This window comes from Kribbella sp. NPDC004875 (assembly GCF_042873375.1).
GTDB lineage: Bacteria > Actinomycetota > Actinomycetes > Propionibacteriales > Kribbellaceae > Kribbella.
In genome coordinates, this window is the sequence record NZ_JBIALI010000008.1 from 230,620 (window position 1) to 254,319 (window position 23,700).

Annotated in this window: 20 protein-coding genes; 9 read left to right on the plus strand and 11 right to left on the minus strand. The window is 68.3% G+C overall.

Going from position 1 to position 23,700, the window contains the following annotated elements; all coding sequences use genetic code 11:
- Nucleotides 1–16: 16 nt before the first annotated feature.
- The 3 genes from ACFYRH_RS37200 to hemW form a co-directional block, all read right to left on the minus strand.
- Complete coding sequence (locus ACFYRH_RS37200; RefSeq protein WP_387784910.1) at nucleotides 17–1,384, minus strand: M60 family metallopeptidase; 1,368 nt, start codon at nucleotides 1,382–1,384, stop codon at nucleotides 17–19.
- Between the two features lie 92 nt (nucleotides 1,385–1,476).
- Nucleotides 1,477–3,831 carry a polysaccharide lyase 8 family protein gene (locus tag ACFYRH_RS37205; protein WP_387784912.1) on the minus strand — a complete coding sequence of 785 codons (2,355 nt, stop codon included), beginning with the start codon at nucleotides 3,829–3,831 and terminating at the stop codon, nucleotides 1,477–1,479.
- A 95-nt stretch (nucleotides 3,832–3,926) separates the two neighbouring features.
- A complete protein-coding gene (hemW, locus tag ACFYRH_RS37210) occupies nucleotides 3,927–5,138 on the minus strand; it encodes a radical SAM family heme chaperone HemW (RefSeq protein WP_387784914.1) in 1,212 nt (403 codons plus the stop codon).
- Between the two features lie 199 nt (nucleotides 5,139–5,337).
- Here hemW and ACFYRH_RS37215 point away from each other — a divergent pair, with 199 nt between their 5' ends.
- From ACFYRH_RS37215 to ACFYRH_RS37240, 6 genes are all read left to right on the plus strand, one after another.
- Nucleotides 5,338–7,347: a DHA2 family efflux MFS transporter permease subunit gene (locus ACFYRH_RS37215; RefSeq protein ID WP_387784916.1), complete on the plus strand. Its 2,010-nt coding sequence runs from the start codon at nucleotides 5,338–5,340 to the stop codon at nucleotides 7,345–7,347.
- A 667-nt stretch (nucleotides 7,348–8,014) separates the two neighbouring features.
- Nucleotides 8,015–9,556 carry a hypothetical protein gene (locus tag ACFYRH_RS37220; protein WP_387784917.1) on the plus strand — a complete coding sequence of 514 codons (1,542 nt, stop codon included), beginning with the start codon at nucleotides 8,015–8,017 and terminating at the stop codon, nucleotides 9,554–9,556.
- Nucleotides 9,557–9,563: 7 nt separating this feature from the next.
- On the plus strand, nucleotides 9,564–10,553 hold the full coding sequence (locus ACFYRH_RS37225) for an ABC transporter permease (protein WP_387784919.1): 990 nt from the start codon (nucleotides 9,564–9,566) through the stop codon (nucleotides 10,551–10,553).
- The gene (locus ACFYRH_RS37230; protein ID WP_387784920.1) at nucleotides 10,553–11,443 is read left to right on the plus strand and encodes a carbohydrate ABC transporter permease; all 891 of its coding nucleotides are present in this window, start codon (nucleotides 10,553–10,555) and stop codon (nucleotides 11,441–11,443) included. Before ACFYRH_RS37225 ends, ACFYRH_RS37230 begins: the two co-directional genes overlap by 1 nt.
- Nucleotides 11,444–11,447: 4 nt before the next feature.
- On the plus strand, nucleotides 11,448–12,053 hold the full coding sequence (locus tag ACFYRH_RS37235; RefSeq protein WP_387784922.1) for a YesL family protein: 606 nt from the start codon (nucleotides 11,448–11,450) through the stop codon (nucleotides 12,051–12,053).
- The gene (locus ACFYRH_RS37240; RefSeq protein ID WP_387784924.1) at nucleotides 12,050–12,832 is read left to right on the plus strand and encodes a DeoR/GlpR family DNA-binding transcription regulator; all 783 of its coding nucleotides are present in this window, start codon (nucleotides 12,050–12,052) and stop codon (nucleotides 12,830–12,832) included. Before ACFYRH_RS37235 ends, ACFYRH_RS37240 begins: the two co-directional genes overlap by 4 nt.
- On the opposite strand, the gene pdxA is transcribed toward ACFYRH_RS37240, so the two are convergent.
- Genes pdxA through ACFYRH_RS37255 form a run of 3 tightly spaced genes read right to left on the minus strand, consistent with a single transcriptional unit; the run spans nucleotide 12,821 to nucleotide 15,752 of the window.
- Nucleotides 12,821–13,849 carry a 4-hydroxythreonine-4-phosphate dehydrogenase PdxA gene (gene pdxA / locus ACFYRH_RS37245; protein ID WP_387784925.1) on the minus strand — a complete coding sequence of 343 codons (1,029 nt, stop codon included), beginning with the start codon at nucleotides 13,847–13,849 and terminating at the stop codon, nucleotides 12,821–12,823. The genes ACFYRH_RS37240 and pdxA overlap by 12 nt on opposite strands.
- Nucleotides 13,846–14,931 carry a four-carbon acid sugar kinase family protein gene (locus ACFYRH_RS37250; RefSeq protein WP_387784926.1) on the minus strand — a complete coding sequence of 362 codons (1,086 nt, stop codon included), beginning with the start codon at nucleotides 14,929–14,931 and terminating at the stop codon, nucleotides 13,846–13,848. Before ACFYRH_RS37250 ends, pdxA begins: the two co-directional genes overlap by 4 nt.
- Nucleotides 14,928–15,752 (minus strand): DeoR/GlpR family DNA-binding transcription regulator, encoded by an 825-nt coding sequence (locus ACFYRH_RS37255; RefSeq protein WP_387784928.1) that lies wholly within the window; start codon nucleotides 15,750–15,752, stop codon nucleotides 14,928–14,930. Before ACFYRH_RS37255 ends, ACFYRH_RS37250 begins: the two co-directional genes overlap by 4 nt.
- A gap of 108 nt (nucleotides 15,753–15,860) precedes the next feature.
- Here ACFYRH_RS37255 and ACFYRH_RS37260 point away from each other — a divergent pair, with 108 nt between their 5' ends.
- Genes ACFYRH_RS37260 through ACFYRH_RS37270 form a run of 3 tightly spaced genes read left to right on the plus strand, consistent with a single transcriptional unit; the run spans nucleotide 15,861 to nucleotide 18,773 of the window.
- Nucleotides 15,861–17,024, plus strand: a complete 1,164-nt coding sequence (locus tag ACFYRH_RS37260) for an exo-alpha-sialidase (RefSeq protein ID WP_387784930.1) — start codon at nucleotides 15,861–15,863, stop codon at nucleotides 17,022–17,024.
- On the plus strand, nucleotides 17,021–17,968 hold the full coding sequence (locus ACFYRH_RS37265; RefSeq protein ID WP_387784931.1) for an aldo/keto reductase: 948 nt from the start codon (nucleotides 17,021–17,023) through the stop codon (nucleotides 17,966–17,968). Before ACFYRH_RS37260 ends, ACFYRH_RS37265 begins: the two co-directional genes overlap by 4 nt.
- Before the next feature lie 10 nt (nucleotides 17,969–17,978).
- On the plus strand, nucleotides 17,979–18,773 hold the full coding sequence (locus ACFYRH_RS37270) for an HpcH/HpaI aldolase/citrate lyase family protein (protein WP_387784933.1): 795 nt from the start codon (nucleotides 17,979–17,981) through the stop codon (nucleotides 18,771–18,773).
- Nucleotide 18,774: 1 nt separating this feature from the next.
- Here the strand turns inward: ACFYRH_RS37270 and ACFYRH_RS37275 are convergent, their stop codons facing one another.
- The 5 genes from ACFYRH_RS37275 to ACFYRH_RS37295 are packed head-to-tail and all read right to left on the minus strand — an operon-like array spanning nucleotide 18,775 to nucleotide 23,695.
- On the minus strand, nucleotides 18,775–19,095 hold the full coding sequence (locus ACFYRH_RS37275; RefSeq protein WP_387784934.1) for a hypothetical protein: 321 nt from the start codon (nucleotides 19,093–19,095) through the stop codon (nucleotides 18,775–18,777).
- Nucleotides 19,092–19,931, minus strand: a complete 840-nt coding sequence (locus ACFYRH_RS37280) for a carbohydrate ABC transporter permease (RefSeq protein WP_387784935.1) — start codon at nucleotides 19,929–19,931, stop codon at nucleotides 19,092–19,094. The genes ACFYRH_RS37275 and ACFYRH_RS37280 overlap by 4 nt, the downstream gene beginning before the upstream one ends.
- A complete protein-coding gene (locus tag ACFYRH_RS37285) occupies nucleotides 19,921–20,808 on the minus strand; it encodes a carbohydrate ABC transporter permease (protein ID WP_387785116.1) in 888 nt (295 codons plus the stop codon). Before ACFYRH_RS37285 ends, ACFYRH_RS37280 begins: the two co-directional genes overlap by 11 nt.
- Nucleotides 20,808–22,079, minus strand: coding sequence for an ABC transporter substrate-binding protein (locus tag ACFYRH_RS37290; RefSeq protein ID WP_387784936.1), 1,272 nt, complete (start codon nucleotides 22,077–22,079; stop codon nucleotides 20,808–20,810). The genes ACFYRH_RS37285 and ACFYRH_RS37290 overlap by 1 nt, the downstream gene beginning before the upstream one ends.
- Before the next feature lie 41 nt (nucleotides 22,080–22,120).
- Nucleotides 22,121–23,695: an FAD-dependent oxidoreductase gene (locus tag ACFYRH_RS37295; protein WP_387784937.1), complete on the minus strand. Its 1,575-nt coding sequence runs from the start codon at nucleotides 23,693–23,695 to the stop codon at nucleotides 22,121–22,123.
- Between the last annotated feature and the right edge of the window lie 5 nt (nucleotides 23,696–23,700).

Genomic DNA, 23,700 nt, shown 5'->3' on the forward strand with positions numbered 1-23,700 from the left:
CCTTCGTCTTGTTGTCCTACTCGCGGATTGTCGACGGGTCGACAGTCGGCGGCGTCAGCTGCAACGCCGCGAGCTCAGCGATCGCCTCGGCGTCGACGGGCACACCCCAGGCGCGGAAGAAGTCGCTCAGGTCGTGCCCGGCTGTCCGGCTGCACAGTACGACGAGGTTGCGTAGCCGGAGTACCTCGTCGGTGTAGTCGCTCGCGTACGGGCGTTCGACGCGGACGAGCTTGTGCAGGTTCGGCCAGAAGGAATCGCCGAACGCCAGCCGGAGCTGCTCGAACATCACCAGCTTCTCGTACGCGTCGAACGACGTACCGTAGGTGACGCCCGGCGAGCGCAGCTTGCCGGGCGCGCTCTGCCACGGGGTGAGACCGGTCTTCGCGTCCGGCGCGTGCAGCCGCGGCTGCTGGCCGTACTTCGTCGCGAAGACGGCGTTGACCGCGAGCGAGTAGATGTTGACCGTCACCTCGGTCAACGAGCTGGGTTTGTAGGTGATCTGCTGATGCTGGTGCCCAAGCTCGTGGTAGACACCCCAGCCGCGCATCCGCAGCCCTTCGACGGTGAGCAACCGGTCCTGGATCGGCGGCGGGAACGACATGTGGCCGTGGGTCGCGTACGCACCGACCCCGGTGATCGCGGACGGGTACCCGACGAAGTGGTACCGGTGCACCAACCGGGCATGCTCCGGCGCCGACCCGTCGTACCCGCTGGTGGCGTCCTCGATCCGGATGACGTCCTCGTAGGTGGACAGCAGGTCGGTGTGGTTCTCGTTCCGGTACGCCAGGGCCGACGCCCGCTCGACGGTGATCATCGCGTGCGGCGAGACGAACTCGACGTACGGCGTGGTGCGCTCGTCGAGCTGGCGCTGGAAATCGGCGTCACCGGTGTAACCGAGGACGAAGTACGGCATCGGCTGTGCCTGCTCGCCGATTGTCACCTTCGCCTGGCCGGAATCGCCGATCAGCTTGAGGTAGACGACGCCACCGCCGGCGTCCGTGATCGTGTTGCGGCCGAGTTGGAGCGGGTACTCGCGGGACGACTTGAACTCCGCGCGCGCGTCGGCGTCCGGTGCGCCGATCACGAGCGTCGGGAGCAGACTGCCCTGGTGAACGACGACGGTGAGCGCCGTCGCGGCGGGTAGGTAGAAGCCGGTCGACCGCAGCTCGCTGGCGCTCAGCGAGTTCTGCGTGCGATCGAGCTCGGTTGTGCGCGCGGACGGTAGCGCGGGAATCGTGAGGGTGTTGGCCCCGAGTGCCTGTGTACTGGCCATCGCGGGTACGGCGGGTACGGCGGCCAGCGCGAGACCGGCACCGGTGATCTGAAGGACACTGCGTCGGGTGAACCGCCTTGGGAACTCTGTGGGGCGGGCGTGCGGCATCATCGAACAACCTCCTGGTTGAACTGCCAGCACCCGGCGACCCGGCCGGCGCTGCTCGCCGGCCCCGGTTGCTTGCGGAAATCTATGGGCGGAACTCAGTGGAAAGACGCGGTGTGCGTCGCTCCTCGAGTACCACCGACGGCGAAGTCGAGCACCAACTGCTTGCCGGTGGCGACCACCGTCACGCTGTCGTCCTTGGAGACAACCTCACGGATCGGATTGTCGACGACCAGCCTCAGCGTCTGGACCGTGCGGCTCGGATCCGACACCGCGACAGTCGTCGTTCGGCCGTCCCTGCCCACCACGACGGACGCCGGGCCGTCGACGGTGAGCTCTCCGACCTGTCCCGCGGTCCAGAAGTTCGCCAGCGTCAGCTGGTCGCGATGCGAGCGAATCGCCTGCACAGCCGCGGTATTCGCGAGGATGCTCATCCCCGGGTCCGCAGCGCGCTCGGCGGTCTCCCGACTGGTTGCTCCAGGCAACAGGACGTAGGCGTAGCCGCCGGTCGCGGTGCCATGCTCGACGATCAGCTTCGCGTATCGCCGCGTGTACGGCGTCGTCGAACCGGCCGTGTCGTTACCGATGTTGATCTCCGACCAGGACCCGGTGCGGTCTTCCCTCTCGGTCCGAACGCGCCCGCCCTGCGGGAACACGTAGCCCGCGACACCCTCCAGATGGGCCCACCGCGGATCGTCGTACGTCCCACTCGCCGTCCGGCCGTCGACGAGCAGTGCCGCGGCGCCGTTCTCGTGCAGGTTCCGGTTGTCGACAATTGTCTCCACCGGATAGCCGTCGGTGCCGACGATCCCGGCGCCGAGGGCAACGACCGAGTCACGCAAGCAGAACCAGGACTTCCGCGCCTGCAAGGTCTTGTCGTAGTTGATCAGGTGCATGCCGACGGCACCGGCGATCGTGTTGTACGACGCTCCGCCGACCCACTCGGCGTACGCCGCGACGGTGCCGGTGCCCGCGCCATTGCCACCGGGGTCGCGTGGTTTCGTGCTCACCGTCGTACCAGGCAGGCGTTGGGCGTCGACCGTCGGCCAGTACGCGTCGTAGAACTGGTCCTGGTCGTCCGAGTACAGGTAGGTCATGCCGTCGCCGACGTACCAGCCGCGCAGGTTCTCGCCGTTGCCCCACTCGTACCGCGCCATCCGCTTCGACGACATCGCGATCGCGAACGTCCAGCCCGGGCGGCGGTGCACGACGCGGTCCTGGTTGTAGAACTGGAAGTGCTGCGGCGTCGCGGGCGCCGGGCTGACGGCCGCGTCGGCGAGGAGCGCCTTCGCACGCGAGATCTCCGGAATCGACGCGCCGGGCAGGTAGTCGTTCAGACGGTCGCGCGTGATCCAGCCCTTGGCCAGCGCCTTGTACCACGAGGCGTACGGCTCGGCGACTCCGCCGGCGAGCAACAGTACGGTCGAGGTAGTGCCGTGCCCGTTGCGGTGGTCGCCCGCCTTCTCGCGGGAGATCGCCCGGCCGGAGACGCAGTCCATCATCAGACCGTCGGTCATGAACGGCGCGAAGCTCGCCTCGACCGCATCCAGCAGTACGGCGCGTCTCGGGTCGGTGATCTCCCAGGTCGAGCCACCGAGCAGCGCGATCAGGTTCGCGACCCCGCCGAGCGCGACGTTGCCGTACGTCCCGACGTACGCGAGGTTGCCGTGCTGGATGAAGGAGCCGTCCCGGTAGAAGCCGTCGCCGCTCGTGACATAGGTGAAGACGCTGTTCTTGCCGGCCTCGGCGACATCACTGAGCGCGTCGCGGGCGGTGGCGAGTCTGTCGGCGGACTTTCCGACGATCCCGCGGAGCGCGACGATCAGGGCCTTGTCGACCCGGTTCGCTCCGGTCTCGCGCAGCGACGGCGAGTTGGTCCGGCGGTTCGGGTTCGGCACGAAGTGGTCGACGGCCTTCAGGTACGCCGTGATCTGATCGGCGGAGAGTACGTCGTACGCGAGGATGCACGTATCGAGGAGGGCGCGCGGTGCGCCGATCTCCCAGAACCACCAGTTCCCGGTCTCCTTGAGCGTCTCGTTGAAGCTCTTGGCATTCAGGAAGTCGAGCGCGCTGCCCAGCTCGTCGCCGACGTCGGTCAGCGTGGTACCGCTGGTCGCGCGGGCCAGCGCGATCGTCTTCAACCGCGTGTAGCTGATCGAGAAGTTGCCGCTCGCCGCGCTGAGTGGGAGATCCGGCCAGAGCGCGGTCCGGTCCGCCGCCGTGATCAGCGTGTCGGCGAAGCCCTGCGCCTGCTCACTGAGCGCGCTGAGCGCAGCGGCGTACGCGCTGTCCGTGGCGTCGATCGCGCCGCCGGTGTTCAGCTCGGCCCAGCGCGCCCGGAGGACGTCGAACTCGTCCTCGGCGAAGGCTCTGGCCGGCAGGCCGATCGCACTGAGCGCACCGGCGGCGAGCCCGGCCTGAAGCACCAGTCGACGACGAATGAAGGGCGGCATCGCGACTCCTCGAGAAGGATAGTAAACGCTTACCGCACAGCCTGCCGTCTGCTCGCAACCGTCGTCAACAGGTCACTGTGATCAGTTCTGATCAATTACGGCAGCAGGTCGCGGACTACCGCATCCGCCAGCAAGCGCCCGCGATCGGTCAGCACCAACCGCTCCCCGACCAGCACCGCCAACCCCTGCGCCACGACCTCGGCGACCGCCGCTCGACCCGCCTCGTCCAGCACCTCGAGCGGGAGGCCGGCTGACAGTCGCACCTCGAGCAGCACTCGCTCGATCCGGCGCGTCTCCTCGTCGAGGGTCTCGCGGGCGTACGCCGGACTCTCGCCGGCGCCGATGCGCTCGGCGTACGCGCTCGGGTGCTTCACGTTCCACCAGCGGATCCCGCCGACGTGGCTGTGCGCGCCCGGCCCGATCCCCCACCAGGTGTCGCCGCGCCAGTACAGCTCGTTGTGCCGGCAGCGCGCCGCGTCGGTCCGCGCCCAGTTGGACACCTCGTACCACCGCAGCCCCTCGGCCGTCAGCAGTTCGTCGGCCAGCACGTACTTGTCCGCGAGATCGTCGTCGTCCGGCATCGGCAGCTCGCCACGCCGGATCCGCCGCGCGAGCTGCGTCCCGTCCTCGACGATCAGTGCGTACGCGCTGACGTGATCCGGCTGCACCGACAACGCCGACTCGAGCGACGCCCGCCAGTCGTCGAGCGTCTCGCCCGGGGTTCCGTAGATCAGGTCGAGGTTCACGTGCTCGAAGCCGGCCGCGGCCGCCTCCTTCACCGCCTGCAACGCGCGCCCCGGAGTGTGCTGCCGATCGAGGATCTTCAGTACGTGCGACGACGCGCTCTGCATCCCGAAACTCACCCGTGTGAACCCCGCCGCCAGCAACGCCTCGAGGTACGCCGGGTCCACCGACTCGGGATTCGCCTCGGTCGTCACCTCCGCGCCGGGCGCGAGACCGAACTCGTCGCGCACGGCGGCGAGCATCTTCCCGAGATCCGCCGCCGGCAGGAGGGTCGGCGTACCGCCACCGAAGAACACCGTGTCGACCGGCCGATCCAGATCTCCGAGCACACGGCGCGCCTGACGGACCTCGGCGACCGCGGTGTCGGCGTACGACGCCTGCGAACCGCCGCCGCCCAGCTCCTTGGCGGTGTAAGTGTTGAAGTCGCAGTACCCGCACCGCGACGCGCAGAACGGGACATGCAGATAGAAGCCCAACGGCCGCGACCCGGCCTCGCGAACAGCGGTCTCCGGCAACGCCCCGTCCCGGGGCGCAACCTCCCCCTCGGGCAATGTCGACGGCACCCACCCATCCTACGGACCCCCACCACCGCCGCGCCCCAAGCGCACCTTGTGCACCCAGTCCGTACGTCGGCGCGGTCCGCGCACGGATCTCGTGCACAAGGTCGGGCAGAGCGGGTCTGGCCCGGGCGGTTGGGGGTTCTTGATCGGATTGGCGGGGTTTTGGGGTGGCGGAACGTGGCCGGACGATTACATTCGGCTCATGGACACCGAGGCTCAGCCAGTCGGACGCGGCACCCGGAACGCGGTCGTCGTCGCGATCATGCTCGGAATGCTGCTCGCGGCCCTCGACCAGACCATCGTCGCGACCGCGCTGCCGACCATCGTCAGCGACCTGGGTGGCGCCAACCACCTGTCCTGGGTGGTCACGTCATATCTGCTCGCCGAGACGATCATGACCGCGCTGATCGGGAAGTTCGGCGACCTGTACGGGCGCAAGCCGATGTTCCTGCTCAGTGTCGTGCTGTTCCTGGCCGGCTCCGCGCTCTGCGGAATGGCCGACTCGATGCTGTGGCTGGTCGGTTCCCGCGCGATCCAGGGTCTCGGCGCCGGCGGTCTGATGGTGACCGCGATGGCGGTGATCGCGGACGTCGTACCGCTGGCCGAACGCGGCCGGTACCAGGGCGTGATGGGGTCCGTGTTCGGGGTGTCGACGGTCGCCGGCCCGCTGCTCGGTGGGCTGTTCGTCGACCACCTGAGCTGGCGGTGGGCGTTCTACGTCAACCTGCCGCTCGGCATCCTGGTCCTGATCGTTGCCTCGATCACCCTTCCGTCGGTGAAGGCCGCGGTCGGACCGAAAATCGACTATCTCGGGATCCTGTTCATCGGTCTCGCGGCGACCGGATTGACGCTGGTGACCACGTGGGGCGGGAACGAGTACGCCTGGACGTCCACGGTGATCATCGCGATGGCGGTCGGGTCGATCGTCGCACTGGTCGCCTTCGTGCTCGTCGAGCAACGCGCCGCCGAGCCGTTGCTGCCGCTGCGGTTGTTCCGGTCCGGGGTGTTCACGGTGTGCTCGGTGATGAGCTTCATCATCGGGTTCGCGATGCTCGGCGGGGTCACGTATCTGCCGACGTACCTGCAATTCGTGCACGGCGCGTCGGCGACCGAGTCCGGGTTGCAGATGCTGCCGCTGGTGTGTGGATTGCTGGTCGCGTCCGTGGTGGTCGGCCAGATCATCAGCAAGACGGGCCGGTACCGGCTGTTCCCGATCGTCGGCACCGTGTTGATCGGGGTCGGGCTGTTCTTGCTCTCGCTCCTCGACAACTCCACGCCGTACGTCGTGACCGCGGCGTACATGATCGTCCTGGGTCTGGGCGTCGGGCTCTGCATGCCGGTCCCGACCGTCGTCGTCCAGAGCACCGTCGACTACGCCGACCTCGGGGTCGCGACCTCCGGGGTGAGCTTCCTGCGCACAATGGGCAGTTCGTTCGGCGTGGCGGTCTTCGGCTCGATCTACGCTCACCAGTTGCCGGAGAAGCTTGGCGTCGCGGTCCAGACCGCCCAGGTCGATCCGAAAGTGGCGTCGACCGTCGCGGGTGTGCGCTCGCTCCCCGACGCGGCACGGTCCGTCGTCACCGCGGCGTACGCCGACTCTCTGCACGTCGTGTTCCTCTGGGCAGTGCCGGTCGCGGCCCTGGGTTTCCTGACCGCGTTGCTGCTGAAAGAGGTCCCGCTGCGCGACACCGCCCGGATGGCGGCCGCCGACGTCGGCGAGAACTTCGCGGCGCCGTCGTCGTTCGACTCCGAGCACGAACTGCAGAAGCTCGCGGCTCTCGTTGTCCGGCATCACAAGCGGAACCCCGCTCCCGAAGTACTGGCGGAATCCGGGCTCCCGCTCAGCGCCGCCGAGGCGTGGATGATCATGCGCGTCTTCCGCGGCGGCGCCGAGTCCGGCTCCGCCACCCTCGCCGAGATCACCGGCGACCTGCGCGTCCCACCCGGCGCCTTCGAACCGCTCGCCACCCAGTTGGTTGCCGACGGCTACCTCTCCGAGACGCTCGGCCATTACCGCTTCACCACCCTCGGCCTCGAGATGTTCCAGCGCTTCGTCGGCGCCTTCCGCGTCTGGATCCTCAACCACCTGTCCGACTGGGACCCCGAGAACTCCGACTCCTTCTCCCAAGCCGTAGACCGCCTCGCCGAACAAATGATCGACCAAGGCCAGTCCCTGACCACCGGCAAACACGCCGCCCTCGTGAACAGCTGAGGTCGCCCCCGCACGAGTGAGCCCGCGAGCAAACGTCGCACGCGCAACGGACCTCGCGAACGTGCGCGCGGGACGGGGCGAGCGCGGGTTGGTTGCACAGGAAGTGGTGGCTGGGGACCCCTTATTACCTGTTCAACGTCACGCCTTCCCCTGCTCGGCCCCGGACTCGGGCGCGGACTGGGCTGGCGTGCTGGGGGTCGAGTCGTGGCGGGTGGTTGTGGGGGTGGACCGCGAATCGTGGGGTGTGGTTGGGGAGCGGCAGCCGCGGTTCACGACTCGGCGACAGACTGCCGGGCCATCGACAGGACGACGGGGTCAGCGAGGGCCGGTGAGGCCTCCCGGTAGTTGAGAGGGGGTGGGTGGGGGTTGTGGATGGCTGCGCGGGGGTGCGCAGAGTGAGCTTCGGGTGGGTGCGGGGCGAGCGAGTTGCGCACGGCGTGGTGAGAAGTTGCGCGAGATGAGCAGGAATTGGGATTCTGGCTGCGCGGAACGCTAGACAGCGCGCGGTTCGCGCAGTAGCGTGCTCCGCACAGTCTTCAGCGAGCTGCAGGTGATCGGGGTACGGCAGGAATGCCGTCGGGTGCCGGGGTCGGGTGACCTCCGCCGCCGCGTGCCCGCCTGCCTTTGAAACGTTCCCAGCGTGTTCCCAGCATGAAGGAGTACCCACATGAGGAAGATCCGGTTCGCCCGTGTTCTCGCCTCGGTCGCAGCCATCGGTCTGGTCGCCGGCGCCTGTTCCGGTCAGAGTGACGAGGGGTCGGGCGGCGGCTCCGACACCCAGTTCAGCTATCGGCTGCCGGACCGCTTCAAGGCCTGGCTCGACGACCTGAACTGGCTGCCGGAGCTGGAGAAACAGTCCGGTGTGAAGGTCGAGACGATCGACGGCGGGCCGGAGGACGGCTACTACCAGCAGCTCGACCTGGCGCTCAGTTCGGGCAAGATGCAGGACGCGGTGATCGCGAACATCTCGCAGACCGAGGTGTACGGCGAGCAGGGCGCGTTCCAGGACCTCGCGCCGCTGATCTCCAAGGAAGCGCCGAACCTGCAGAAGTACATCGACGCGCACCCGAAGTACAAGCAGCTGATCACCGCCAAGGACGGGAAGATCTACGGGCTGCCGGCCGAGTCGCCGCGGATCTCGCCGGTGACGTTCTACCGGTCCGACATGCTGAAGGCCGCCGGGATCGCCACGGCGCCGACCACGACCGCGGAGCTCACCGACGCGCTGCGGGCGCTGAAGAAGAAGTACGCGAGCACCAAGAACTACTTCCCGCTGACCGGCCGGGACGCCTTCCTGCGCTGGGCGTACGCGTACGACGCGACGTTCCACTCCGACGAGAGCGGCACGATCCACGGCATCTACGACGACAAGCTCGGCAACACCGACCTGCTGGCGCCGGGCTTCAAGGACATGATCACCTGGTACCACCAGCTGTACGCCGAGGGCCTGGTGGACCCCGAGTGGATCGCCGGCGCGAACACCGAGGACAGCTGGCAGACCAAGATGCTGACCGGTCGCGGCACCGTGTCGGACGACTTCTTCACCCGGCCGAGCTGGTTCCTGGAGAACGGCGGCCCGAAGAACGACCCGAAGTACGCGATCGACGTGATGCCGGCCTTCAAGACCCAGACCGGTGCCCAGGGCAAGGTCCCGGCGAACCAGCAGTGGAACCTGAACCGCGTCTTCGCGATCAGCTCGTCGGCCAAGAACGCCGACGCGATCATGAAGTTCGTCGACAACCTGTACTCCGAGAAGGGCGAGACCGCGATGCACTTCGGCGTCGAGGGTACGTCGTACAAGGTGGTCGGCGGGAAGCCGCAATACACGCTGGACTTCGCGGTCGAGGGCAACAAGCCGGCCGGCACCAAGGCGTGGAACTTCCTGCAGGACCGGCTCACGTTCCCGGCGCCGGTGGACAACCAGGCGTACTACCAGTGGATGGACAAGAAGACGAAGTCCTTCGCCGGTGACTACTTCAACACCTCTCTGACCGACACTCCGGTGATCAAGTACGACTCCGATCAGCTGAAGAAGCGGACCGACCTGCTGGCCGCGGTGGAGCCGTACGTGCTCGCCGAGCTGACGAAGTTCGTCAACGGCAAGCGCCCGATGAGCGAGTGGGACCAGTTCGTCGCCGACGCGAAGGCGAAGGGCTACCAGCAGCTGAACGACATCGAGAACGCCGCCTGGTCCGCGACGAGCAAGTGAGTCGATGATGGCGACGACTGAACTGACCCGCCCGTCCACCCGGCCGGCCGCTTCCCGGCGGCCGGCCGGTGGCCGCGGCCGACTCGCCCGGCTCGGGCGGTCGCTGCGCCGCGACAAATTGCTGTACCTGATCCTGGTTCCGGGCCTGATCCACCTGGTGGTGTTCAAGTTCGCGCCGGTCGGTGCACTGGTGATCGCGTTCCAGCAGTACAGCCCGTTCCAGGGAATCAGTGGGAGCACCTGGGTCGGGTTCGACCAGTTCCACCGGTTCCTCACCGATCCCGCCGTCCTCAAGCTGGTGAAGAACACGGTGCTGTTGGCCTTCGGCACCTTGCTGTTCGCGTTCCCGATCCCGATCGTGTTCGCGCTGTTCCTGAACGAAGTCCGCAACAAGTGGCTGAAGAAGTCGGTGCAGACGCTCAGCTTCGTGCCGTACTTCATCTCGTCCGCGGTGCTGGTGAGCATCCTCTACACCTTGCTGTCGCCGCAGGGCGGCCTGGTGAACAAGGTGATCGAGGGGTTCGGCGGGCATCCGATCTTCTTCTTCGCCGAACCCGGCTGGTTCCGGCCGCTGTACATCGGGATGAACGTCTGGCAGACCTTCGGCTACGGGACGATCATCTACATCGCGGCGATGGCCTCGATCTCGCCGGCGCTGTACGAGGCGGCCGAGATCGACGGCGCCGGCCGCTGGAAGCAGATGTGGCACGTCACGCTGCCGTCGATCCGGCCGATGATGATCGTGATGCTGATCCTGGCGATCGGGCAGGTACTGACGGTCGACCTGGACAAGATCCTGCTGATGTACAACCCGAGCGTGTACGAGACCGCGGACGTGATCCAGACCTACGTCTACCGGCAGGCGTTCGCGTCCCGCGGCTTCCCCAACTACAGCTACGGCGCGGCGGTCGGACTGATCCAGGGCGTGATCGCGCTCGTGATGGTCGTGACGGCCAACCGGGCCGCCAAAAAGGTCAACGATTCGGGGTTGTTCTGATGGCTGTCTCTTCCCAGCGATCCCGATTCAGCGCGTTCGGCGCGGTCAACACGACGATCCTGGTCGTCATCGCGCTGCTGTGCATCTACCCGTTCCTCTACATCATCTCGGTGTCGCTGTCCGACGGCCGGTTCGTTGCCGCCGGCCATGTGTTCGGCTGGCCGAAGGGCCTGAACATCGAGACCTACCGCTACGTCCTGAGTACGCCGCGGCTCGGCATCCTGCGCGGCGTGCTCAACTCCGCCTGGTACACGGCCGCGGGTACGGCGTTCTCGGTCGTGATCACGTTCCTCACCGGGTACGCGCTGTCGAAGAAGCGGCTGGCCGGTGCCGGTGTGATCCTGATGGGGTTCATCGTCACGTGGATCTTCGACGCGGGCATCGTCCCGGCGTACATCGTCAACCAGAAGCTCGGTTTCGTCGACAACTGGCTGGTGATGGTGATCCCGTGGGGGTTCAGCACGTTCCTGCTGATCGTCACGATCTCGTTCCTGCGTACCATCCCGGACGAGCTGGAGGAGTCGGCATTCGTTGACGGCGCCAACGACCTGCAGGTGATGTGGCGGATCTACGTGCCACTGTCCCGGCCGGTGATCGCCACCATCGCGATCTTCTACGCGGTGCAGATCTGGAACTCGTTCCTTGTCCCGCTGATCTACTTCCGGGACCGGTCGCTGGCCCCGATCCAGCTGGTGCTGTACAACCTGCTGATCGCCGGCGACGCGGACTCGGCCTCGTTCCAGCAGATCCAGTCGCACGGACACCAGATCTACCCGGTGAACATCCAGGCGGCCACGATGGTGTTCGCGATCGTGCCGATCCTGTGCTTCTACCCGTGGGCCCAGCGCTACTTCAGCAAGGGCATCCTGACCGGTGCGGTGAAGGGGTGACTCGATGATCCGGGTGAACTCGAGTGTCGCGGTGGCCTGTGACTGGGTCGCGCGGCTGGCCTGGCTGAACCTGCTCTGGCTCGTCACGACGCTGGCCGGCGGCATAGTCCTCGGCGCCTTCCCGGCCACGGCCGCGATGTACGCCGTACTGCGCCGCTGGCAGACCGATCCGGTGAGCCGGGAACAGCGCACCGCCCGCCTGTTCTGGGCCGAGGTCCGCGCCGACCTGCTGCGCGCGAACCTCCTCGGGTACGCCGTGGTGCTGGTCGGGCTGCTCCTGGTCGCGGACGCGATGATCGCCCGCGGTCAGGGCGGCCCGCTCGGGCAGGTGCTGTTCGCGCTCGCGGTGGCCGCCGGGGCGATGGTGGTCGTCACCGTCGTCCACCTCCCCTACTTCTACGTGCGCGACCGCGGACCAGCCCGGGATACGATCCGGACGGCGTGGTGGTACGCGCTGTCGCACCCGGCGGCGACGTTCCTGATCGTCGCGGTCGCGGTGGTGCTGTCGTTCGTGATGGGCCGCTACCCCGCGCTGGCCGTATTCTTCGGTGTCAGCGTGGTGGGTGGATTGACGGTGTTCCTCGACGAACGGGGGTTCAGGTCCGCGTGAGGAGACTGCCTGGAGACGAACGCCGGGCGGACATCGTCCGGCGGGCGAAGAGTGTCGGCATCGGGACCGTTGCCGAGTTGGCCGCTGCCTACCAGGTGGCGGCCTCGACGATTCGCCGGGACCTGGCCGAGCTGACCCGCGCGGGCGAACTGGCCCGCACGTACGGCGGCGCGATCCCCGTCCTCACCTCGCACGAGGCGTCGATGAAGCAGCGGCTCGGCGAGGCCTTCGAAGCCAAGCGTGCGATCGCGCACCGGGCCGCGGCCGACATTCAGCCCGGCGAGACCGTGCTCCTCGACGCCGGCTCGACGGTCAGCGCGCTCGCGCACGAGCTGCGGTCGACCGAGGGCGTCACGGTGGTGACCGCCAGCCTCGACGCGATGATGATCCTGGCGGACGCCCCGCAGGTGCACGTGGAGTGTCTGGGTGGGACGCTGCGGCATCTCAGCCACGGACTGGTCGGTCCGTTGACCGAGATCGCGCTCGAGCGGATGACGTTCGACCGGGTGTTCCTGGGCGGAGACGGTGTCTCGGCCGCTGACGGGATCAACGAGGCCGATCTGCGGCAGACCCGGGTCAAGGAAGTGATGGCCGCGCAGTCGGCGAAGACCTACGTGCTGGCGCATGCCGCGAAGCTCGGACATCGCCCGTTCCACGCCTGGGCGCCGCTTCCGAACGGCTGGACCTTGATCACGGACGAGGCTGCCGACCCCGTGGCCGTTGCGGAGTTCCGCAGCCACGGGGTCGACGTACAGATCGCCTCGGCGTCACGCGACTGAGTCGCTGACCACAGCTCGGGACATCTCGGCCGCCTGGCGAAGGGCCTCGATCATGCTGTCCACCGTGACCGTTCCGGTGCCGGCGATGTCGAAGGCCGTGCCGTGGTCGACCGACGTCCGGATCACCGGCAGGCCGACCGTGATGTTCACGCCGGTCTCGATGCCGAGCACCTTCACCGGGCCGTGGCCCTGGTCGTGGTACATCGCGACGATCAGGTCGTAGTCACCCCGGCCGGCCAGGAAGAACGCGGTGTCGGCAGGCAGCGGTCCGCGGGCGTCGATCCCGTCGGCGCGGACCGCGGTGATGGCGGGCTCGATCTTCTCCGCCTCCTCGCCGTACCCGAACAGGCCGTTCTCGCCGGCGTGCGGGTTGATCGCGCAGACGCCGATCTTCGGTTCGGGGATCCCGGCGCTCTGCATCGCGGCGTACCCACGGCGGATCGTCCGCTCGACCAGACCCGGCTCGATCCGCGCGACGGCGTCGATCAGGCCGATATGCGTGGTCACGTGGATCACCTTCACCTTTGGCGTCGACAGCATCATCGACACCTCCTCGGTGCCGGTGAGGTCGGCAAGCAGCTCTGTGTGACCCGGGTACAGGTGGCCGCCGGCGTGCAGGGCTTCCTTGTTCAACGGCGCCGTACAGATCGCCGAGACCTCGTGCTGCTGAGCGAGCTCGGCCGCGACCCGGACATAGTGGTACGCCGCGTCGCCGGCGACCGCGCTGACCTCGCCCCACGGGAGATCGGCGGGCAGCAGCGCGAGGTCGAGCACGTTGACCCGGCCGGGGGCGAACCGCGCGTCCTCGACCTTCTCAACGGTGACGACCTCGGCGGTGACGCCAAGGATCTTCGCGGCCTGGCGGAGGCGCTCCGCGTCGCCGATCACGACCGGGCGGCAGAACTCGGCGACGTCGGGCGCGACCAGCGCGCCGACGCAGACTTCCGGACCGACACCGGAGCCGTCGCCCATGGTGACGGCGATCCGGGGCAGTTCCTGAGGGGCTGGAGTTGTCACGATGTGGTGGCCTTCCGGACGGAGTACGGGCGGAGTACGGCGTGGATGGCGGCGAACGAGTCGCGTTCGCCGAAGCTCCCGGGACGGGTGACCACTGGCCGTCCGTCCCGGGTGTGGGACAGGACCGCGCCGTGGTGGATCTCGTCGACGACTGTGAGGTGGTCGATGCCGAGGGCGTCCAGGACGGTGCGGGCGGTGTGCCCGCCGGTCAGCACGAGGGCCGGCTGACCGTTGCTGTGGGCAAGCAGCTCGTAGGTGGCGGCGGCGAGGGTGTTGGCGACGACCGCGGCGTCGGACAGCTCGACCGGGGCCTTCAGGATCACACCGGCGCCGGAGTTCAGCCCTTCGGCGAGTCGCTCCATGGGGAGCAGTTCGTCGAGTGTGACGGTTGCGCAGTCGATGCCGGCGTACTCGTGCAGCGCCCGGATCTGGTCGTGAACGACGGGTTCGGCGGTGCCGACGACGTACAGGACGCCGGTCGCAGCGGTGGGCGACGGCTTCGGTGGAGCGCCGGTCGCCAAGCGGCGGGCGAGCGCGGCAGCCAGCCCGCCGGCGCCGACGTACCGGATGCCGGGGACCTGCCAGGTGGCGTCGACCAGACGGTCGAGGTCCTCGTCAGTCGTGGCGTCGGCGACCGCGATCCCGCTGCTCGCGAGCTCGTAGGACGGGCCGATCGCGGAGCTAGGGAGGTCTTTCAGTACGCCGAACACGTCGATCGGCTCGCGGTCCGGAAGGAGGAGGCGACCGTCCACGACGCGACGCCCGGCGACCGGGAGCGCCGGCGCCAGGACGACGGGATGCTCGGTCGGGTCGAGGGCGCGCAGATGGGCCGCGTAGTTGCCGCGGAGCATCGAGTCGAGCTTGGTGAAGACGGGTGTGCCGTCGGTGAGCGCCCGACGGGCAGCTCGCTCGGCCTCGTCGGACGACAGGTTCCGGGTGTCCAGGTCGATCACGGTCAGCCCGGGACCCCGTGCCCCGGAGCGCAGTTGCAGGGACGTGCCGTGCGGGCTGACGTGGCGGAACAGCGCGGCGGTCTCGGCGGCCCCGGTCAGGTCGTCGGCATGAATGACCAGGGCTGTCATCGGGAGGACTCGCGAGGCACGACGACCAGCTCCCGCCCGGCGCGGCGGAACTCGGCGACCACGTCGGCGGGCGCCTCGTCGTCGGTGACGATGGTGAACGGACCGTCCAGCCGCGCCCAGGAGCGGAACGGGCGGTGGTTCAGTTTGGAGGCGTGCACCAGCACGTACACCGTGTTGGCCCGGCGGGCCATCAGTTCCTTCAGCCGGGTCTGCTCGAGCTCAGCCTCGCAGATCCCGCCGTCGCTGGTCACTCCGTCGGCGCCGAGGAACGCGGCGTCGAAGCTCATCCGGTCCAGCGCGGCTTCGGTCAGGGGGCCGACGAACGCGTCGCTCATCGCACGCAACCGGCCACCGAGACAATGCGTGGTGATGTCGTCACGCCCTTGCACGTGACCGAGCACCGGGATGCTCGCCGTGGTGACCGTCAGGTTCGCATCGGTCGGCAGCTCGCGGGCGACCAGCGCGACGGTCGTCCCGGCGTCCAGCAAGACAGAGCTTCCCGGCTCGATCTGCGCGGCGGCCCAGCGGGCGATCGCACGCTTCGCCGCATGCGCCTCGGTGTCCCGCTGCGACAGCGACAGCTCGGTCCAGCTCGGGACGGCGATGGCGCCGCCGTACGTCCGCGCCAGCCGGCCGCTCTCGCTGAGTCGCGCGAGATCCCGCCGGATCGTCGAGGCGGTCACACCGAACCACTCGGCCAGCTGCTCGACACTGGCCAGCCCGCTCTCGGTCGCCAGCCGGAGGATCTCCTCCCGCCGGTCCCGGGAACGCAGCGGCCGGACGACCTCTGTCGCGGTGTGGTCTGTCGTGGCGTCGACCATGGGTGACTCCTCTCCTGCGGTCAAGGTCCAGCGTACCAAAGACTTGCGCGAAAGACGCTGCTAGAGTTGCGCGAAGAGCGCGACTTTCCGCCGATTCGAGGAGCTGACGTGACCACTCCGAGTGTCCGGGCCGACGGTGCCGTCCGGCCGAACGCCACCGATCCCGACCTGTCCGAAGCCCTGATCCCGACCCCGTGCGCCGAGAACCACGCCTCGTTCCTGGCTTGGCTTCCCGACGGATCACTGGGCTGTGCCTGGTTCGGCGGATCCACCGAGGGCCGGCCGGACATCTACATCTACTTCTCGCGGCTGCCGGCCGGTGCGGACACCTGGACGGAGCCGGTGCGCGTTTCGCGCGACGATGCGCGTTCCGAGCAGAACCCGGTCCTCGCCACCCTGCCGAACGGCGACCTCTGGGCGCTCTACACCGCACAGGAGTACGGCGCACAGGACACCGCCGTCGTGCTGCACCAGCGGTCCACCGATCTCGGTGCGACCTGGAGTGAGCCGGAGACCCTGTTCGCCACGGTGGGGACCTTCATCCGGCAGGGCGTCGTGCAGCTCGGTGACAAGCACTGGCTGCTGCCGATCTTCCACTGCCACCAGCTGCCCGGGCGGCAGTGGCGAGGTGACGCGGACACCAGCGCCGTTGCGATCACCGAGAACGGAGGCGCCTCCTGGTCCGAGGTCGAGGTCCCGAACAGTACTGGCGCCGTACATATGTGCATCGTTGCTCTGGACAACGGTGAGCTGGCCGGGTTCTTCCGCAGCCGGTGGGCGGACGCGGTCTATCGGTCGACGTCCGCGGACGAGGGCAAGACCTGGACGGTGCCCGCGGCTCTCGACGTACCGAACAACAACTCGTCGATCCAAGTCGCGAACGCCGGCGGCGGGGTGCTGCTGATGGTCGCGAACCCGGTGTCTGCGCCGGCCGAGGCTCCGCTCGGAGACGGTCCGGTCGTCGGCGACAAGCACAAGATCACCGCGCCCGGTGAGGCGGTGCCGTTGCAGAAGCATGCGGTCTGGGGGCAGCCGCGGATTCCGCTCAGTCTGTTCAGCTCGCGCGACGCAGGCCTGACCTGGACGAAGGTGCTCGACCTGGAGAACGAGGGCACCCTCGGCCAGGAGAAGGACCTGCCCCGCAAGCGCCCGGGCGCCGAGATGTCCTACCCGACGGTCGTGGTCGACACCGCCGGTGACGCGCACATCTCGTACTCCTACTACCGGGACGCGATCAAGTACGTCCGTGTTCCGCGCGGGAAGTTCGCATGACGCTGCCGCCGATCGTGCTCGGCACGATGACCTTCGGCGACACCGTGGACGAGCGAGTCGCGGGCGAGATGCTCGACATCGCGTTCGAGCTCGGCGTCACCGCGATCGACACCGCGAACGGGTACGCCGGTGGCGCCAGCGAATCGATGCTCGGTGAGCTGCTGCGGACGCGCCGCGACCAGGTCGTGCTCGCGACCAAGGCCGGCATCCCGCATCCCGACGCCGGCGATGCGGCACCGCTGTCGAAGGACGGGGTACGACGGTGTGTCGAGGCGAGCCTGCGACGCCTGCAGACGTCGTACGTCGACCTGTTCTACCTGCATCAGCCGGATCGGGCGACGCCGATGGTGGAGACGGTCGGCGTGGTCGGCGAACTGCTTGCTGAGGGCAAGATCGCGGCCTGGGGGGTGTCGAACTTCGCTGCCTGGCAGATCGTCGAACTGCGCAGGCTCGCCGCCGAGGCCGGCGTCCCCGACCCGGTAGTCGCGCAGCAGCTGTACAACCTGCTGGCTCGGCGGATCGAGGAGGAGTACGTCGAGTCCGCGCTCGTCGGTGGACTGGAGACAGTGGTCTACAACCCCCTCGGCGGCGGACTGCTGACCGGCCGGCACCGGTTCGAGCAGCGGCCCGAGCACGGTCGGTTCGGGGATTCCCGGCTGGCCTCGATGTACACCGATCGCTATTGGAACGCGGAACTCTTCGAAGCCGTCGACGAACTCGGCAAGCTCGCGGAATCCGAGGGGCTCACGCTCGCCGAACTGTCACTGCGTTGGGTGGCCCAACGACCGGGTGTCAACACGGTGCTGATCGGTGGTTCGCGGACCGAGCACCTGCGCAGCAACATCGCCGCCCTGCGCGCCGGTGCCCTGTCCCCCGCCGCGATCGAGGTCTGCAAGGCGGTCGGAGTCCGGCTGCGCGGTCCGATGCCGTCGTACAACCGATGAAGGAGAAGCCATGAACGCCAACAACTTCGCCGAGCGACTGCGGGCCCGCGAGCAGCTGATCGGGTACTGGGTAGTGCTCGACGCGCCGGTCGCGACCGAACGGATCGCGCGGATCGGGTACGACTACGTGGCGCTCGACGGGCAGCACGGCCTGCTCGGGTACCAAGGTTTACTGTCGGGACTGATGGCCGTCGACGCAGGCGCCACCCTGAGCACCCGAGCGGCCGGCACGGGCGCGGTCGGCCTGGTCCGCGTGGAAGCCAACGACGCGACCCCGATCGGCCGGGCGCTGGATGCCGGCGCCGCCGGTGTCATCGTGCCGCTGGTCGACACCGCGGAGGACGCCGCTCGCGCCGTGGCGGCCGCGAGGTATCCGGGAGCGAGTGGGGGCATCCGGTCGTACGGTCCGATGCGGTCCGGGCTGCGGTTCGGTCCGGTTCCGGCGGAGGCCGACGCGGCAACCGTCGTCCTCGCGATGATCGAGACACCGCAGGGCCTGGCCAACGTCGCCGAGATCTGCGCGACCCCCGGCCTCGACGGCATCTACGTCGGCCCGTCGGACCTGTGCCTCGCCGTCGGCGGACGCTACCCCAACGACCCCGAGGTCGCGGACGAGTTCGACAACGCCCTGGAAATCATCGCCAAGACCGCCGCCGAGGCGGGCGTCGCCGCCGGCATCCACACCCCTGACGGCCAAACCGCCAACCTCCGCCTCACCCAGGGCTACACCTTCGCGACCGTGGCCTCCGACCTGACCCACCTCGAAGCCATTGCCACCGACCATCTGAAGGCCGCCCGGCAATGAGCTAGCCGATCGGGCGGTTCGACAGTTCGGCCAGCTCGGCGAAGAACGCGCGGAACAGCGGCTCGTCGGTTACCGGGATCTCGATGGTGGCCAACGAGCTCACGCTGCTCATCAGGTGCGCGTAGATGGGTTCGTCGAGATCCACGACGTACGAGAAGTGCAGCATGACCGTGCCGCGTTTGCGCAGCTGGGCCCGGACGCGGACCCAGCTCAGCGGTGTCCGGTAGGTCCTGATCACGTTGGAGCGCTCGAACAGCTCGAAGATCCCGTGAGCGACGCGCAGTTGCACGCGATCGTGCTCGAAGACCAGGGGCTCGGTCATTTGAGCCCCGAGTGGGCCAGGCCCTCGACGAAGTGCCGTTGAGCGACGACGAACACGATCAGGACCGGGAGCACGGTCATCGTGGCGGCGGCGAGTTGCGTGTTCCACATCTCGCCGCCGTAGGCGTCGGTGAAGCGGGTCAAGGCTTGCGGCAGCGTGAACAGCTCCGGCGAGGTCAAGTACACGGTCGGCTCCAGGTAGAGGTTCCACGAAGCGAGGAAGGTCAGGATCGCGACCGCCGACAGCGCCGGCCGGGCCAGCGGCAGGCAGATCCGCCACCACAGGCCCGGACGGCCGAGGCCGTCCAGGCGCCCGGCTTCCTCCAGCTCGACCGGCAGCGCGATGAAGAACTGCCGCATGATGAACGTCGCGAGCACACACGGCGCGGCGAGTGCGGTCACCAGGATCAGCGGCCAATGGGTGTTGATCATCCCGGCCTGCTTGAAGAGCTGGAACAGCGGCACGATCGTCACCTCGCTCGGCACCAGCAGCCCGGTCAGCACCACCAGGAACAGGGCGTTCGCGCCAGGGAACCTGATCCGGGCGAAGGCGTAGCCGGCGAGACTCGACACCAGCAACGTGATCAGCGTGACGAGGACGGCGATGTACAGGCTGTTCACGTACTGCCGCGCGAACGGCTGGAAGCTGAACGCCTCGCCGTACGCGGACAGCGTCGGGTGATCGGTCCACAGCGACGGTGGCGACCTGAAGATCTCCGGCAACGGCTTCACCGACGCGGCCACCATCCAGACGGTGGGCACCACGAACGGAATCGCGAGTACGGCGAGTGCTGTCACCAGGAGCGCCCGCCGGAGCACCGATGATCTACTGCTCATGGAACACCCATCTCTTGCGCAGCTGCCATTGCAGCAGGGTCAGCACCATCACGAAGCTCAGCAGCATCAGGGCGAGAGTGGACCCGTACCCGATGTCGTTGAACTTGAAGGCCTGCTGGAAGACGTAGTACACGAGCACCGTGGTGCTCAGCTCCGGTCCACCAGCCGTCAGTACGGCGATCTGCGCGAACGACTGCAGCGCCCCGACCACCGTGATGATCGCGGTCAGCAGCAGCGTCGGTGAGATCATCGGAAGCGTGATCCGGGCGAACACCGCCCGGCCGCGCGCACCATCGATCCGCGCGGCCTCGTACAGCTCGGACGGCACGCCTTGGAGGGCCGCCAGGAACAGCACCATGTTCACTCCGACACTGCGGACCACCTGGCTGACGATCACCGACACCATCGCGGTGTCACCGTGCTGCAACCAGTTCGGCCCGTCGAGCCCGATCGCGCCGAGCAGCCCGTTGATCCCGCCGTTGTCCTGGAGCAGGAATCCCCAGACCAACGTCCAGGCCACCACCGAGACCACGACCGGGGAGAAGAACAGCGTGCGGAAGAAGGTCGCGCCGCGGAACCTCCGGTTCAGCAGGACCGCGATCAGCAACCCGAGACCGATGTTCAGGCCGACGACACCGGCGGAGAACAGGACCGTTGCCAGCAGCACCGAAGGCAGCTGTGGGTCCGACGCCAACGCGGCCCAGTTGCCGCCGCCGGCGAACGTCTGACGGCCGGTGAAGACGTTCCACTTGTGCAGGCTGTACCAGATCGCCATCGCGACCGGCACCAGCACGAACACCGTCACACCGAGCAGCTGCGGCGCGATGAACACGTACCCGGTCAGGACGTCCCGGCGGCGCGTCGTCCAGTACGCCATCACTTCGCCAGGGTCGGTTCAATGGCGGCGCAGACCGAGTTCAGCACGGCAGGAATGTCGGCGTCCGGTTTCCACAGGGCGTCCAGCGCCGTCTTTCCCTTCTGGGCGATCTCGGCCGGCTTGGTGTGGTTGGGCAGGGTGACCGCGTTCGGCAGCTGGTCGACCACGACCGCCTGGAGCTGCGCCGCGGACAGCACCTTGTTGTTCGCGGCCAGCTTGGCGCCGGTCAGCAGCGACTTGCGGGGCGGCGGGAAGAACTGCGCCAGCTTCGCCGCGTTCTCAGGATTCGTCAGATAGGCGAGGAAGTCCGTGGCCTGCTCAGCATGCTTGCTTGCCGCAAGAACGCCAACACCGGCTTGGCCGAGTACGGCGTACCGTCCCGCCGGACCGGCCGGCAGCGGAGACAGACCGAACTTGAACGATCCGGTGAGCAGCGACGCCCGGGACACCTGGGCCACCGTGAAGGCCGCGTCACCGGCGAAGAAGTCCGCCTTCGCGCCGGGACCGGGCATCGCCTTGGTCTTGAACGCGGCGTCGTGCAGGAAGGTGAAGGCCTGCTGCATCTGCGGGCTGCCGAACGTGCAGGTCTTGCCGTCCGCGCTCCAGGCCGCCGCGCCGAAGCCCGTCCAGACTGTGGCCAGCATGTTCCAGGCGTTGTAGTCGAAGTCGCGGATCACGAATCCGGCCTTGCCGGTCTTGGCGTGGACGGCGGCGCCCGCAGCGGCGACCTGGTCCCAGGTCAGCGTCTTCGGGTCGATCTTCTGGCCGGCCTTGGCGAGCAGGTCGGTGTTCACGTAGAGGGCGAACGGCGAGTTCGAGAACGGGTACGCGTACAGCGTGCCGTCGCGGCTGAACTCCTTGGTCGCACTGTCCTCCAGGTCGTCGTACTTCCAGCCGTCGGTGGCCTTCAGCTTGCCGGTCAGACCGACCAGGGCGTCGGCCGCGATCAGGTCCTTCGACAGGTCGCCCATCCAGGCCAGGTCGGGCGCGTTACCGCCCGCGATCTGGGTGGTGAGGGTGGTGTTGTAGTCCGCGAACGGGAGACTCTCGAACGTGATCGAGGAGACCTCCGGGTGTTCCGCACGGTAAGCGTCGCCGATGGCGTCGAAGAGCTTGAGCTGATCCTCGTTCGAGGTCCACACCGTCATTCGGAGCTTGACGTCCGTACTACTGCCCGCCGACGAGCTGGCGTCGGACGCACCGCACGCAGCCGTGACCGCTAGTGCCGTCGTCAGCGCCAGGACGCCGAGCGCCTTCCTTGCTGTGATCATGAGCTGGTCCTTCGTACTCGCGGCGCGACAGCGCCTCGGGGCTAGTAGCCGGCGATCTCGGGCCAGTGGAGCTCGACCCCGGCCTCGGTCAGCCGGCTCTGGAATCGCTCGACCAGGCCGTCGTCGGTCGCGATTTGCTGCGGGCTCAGGCCACGCTCGAGGCAGAACGCCACGAGTTCGCCGGCCGACTCGCCGATGTTCCACTCGACCGGATGCAGCCGGTAGGCGCCGTTCGTGATGTGGGTGGTGCCAATGTTCTTGGCGGCCGGCACCAGGTTCTGGGTGGCCACCGGAACCAGTGCGCCGAGCGGGATCTCGAACGGCGCGCACTCGACGTCGATGTAGTTGTCGCCGCCGGTCGACGGATGCAGGTCGATCCGGTACATCCCCACGCCGACCGAGCCGTCGAACCGGGCCGGGCCGTCGTACCCCCGCGCCTTGATGGACACGTCCTGCTCGCGCACCGTCGTGAGTGCCTTGATCCGGCGCGATTCCCGGATGTACGGCGCTTGCGCGAACCCGTCGGCAGTACCGACCAGGTCCCCCCGCAGCCGCAGCCCGGGCCAGCCGCGACCGCCGTCCGGGCGTGGTGCCTCGGTCTGCAGCCAGTACACGTACGCCCGGGACTGCGCCTTGGCGGCCTGGAGGTGCAGCTCCCGGTCGTCGGTGTCGATGATCGAGCCGCCCACGTAATCGAGCTGCGGCCAGTTCGCCAGCACGATGTCGCTGTCGTAGAAGCCGTCGGCGAAGTTCTGCCGGGCGGCGATCCGCCGGAACTGCCACAAGTCACGGTCGCCCGCGTCGAAGCGCGGATCCCCGGTGACATCACTGACCGGGTTGACGTTCATGGTCCGCTCTTCGGGCACGAGTGTCCGCGGGTTCGGAGCGGTGAAGGACAACATCGGCGCGCCCCAGAACGGCAGTTCGAACGAGCGCCAGTACTCGTAGTCGTCCGGCCGCGGGATGGTGTGGTTGCCGGCGACGTGGTCGAAGACGAAACACCACGCGATCGACTGCACGTTGGCCGGATCCGCAACCGAGGCCGCGCTCGGCTCGCCGGTGTCCGCGGCCGCTTCCGCGCCGACGACGTACGCCGTCCCCGTGAGCGGAAGCAGGTCGCCGGTCTCGGTCCCGTCCAGGACGAACTCGGCGGCGATCTCGGTCTCGTCACCGGTCCGCGGATCCGCCACGGTCACGCTGCGCACGACGCCGTCCTGCACCTCGGCCGCAATCGGCACCCGTGGCTGCAGGACGGTCAGCCGCCCGGTCGACCGGTACGGCGCCAGCAGCGCGGTGATGACCGCGTCGGCCACCCGCGGCTCGTGGCACAGCCGGCTGACCCGGCCACGCCCAGGATTGAGCTCCCGGTCGGCGCGGGCCGCGGTGGTCAGCGGGTAGTGGTCGCGGTAGTAGCCGCGAATCCGGTCCCGCAGCGCGCGGTACCGGGCGGTGACGCCGAACTGCTCGACCCAGATGTGCTCGTCGGGTGGCACTGCCTGCGAGGTCAGCTGCCCACCGAGCCACGCGTACTCCTCGGTCAGGACCACGCGCCGGCCACGCTGCAGCAACGCCAGCGCGGCAGCGACGGAACCCAGACCGCCTCCGATGATCGCCACGTCGG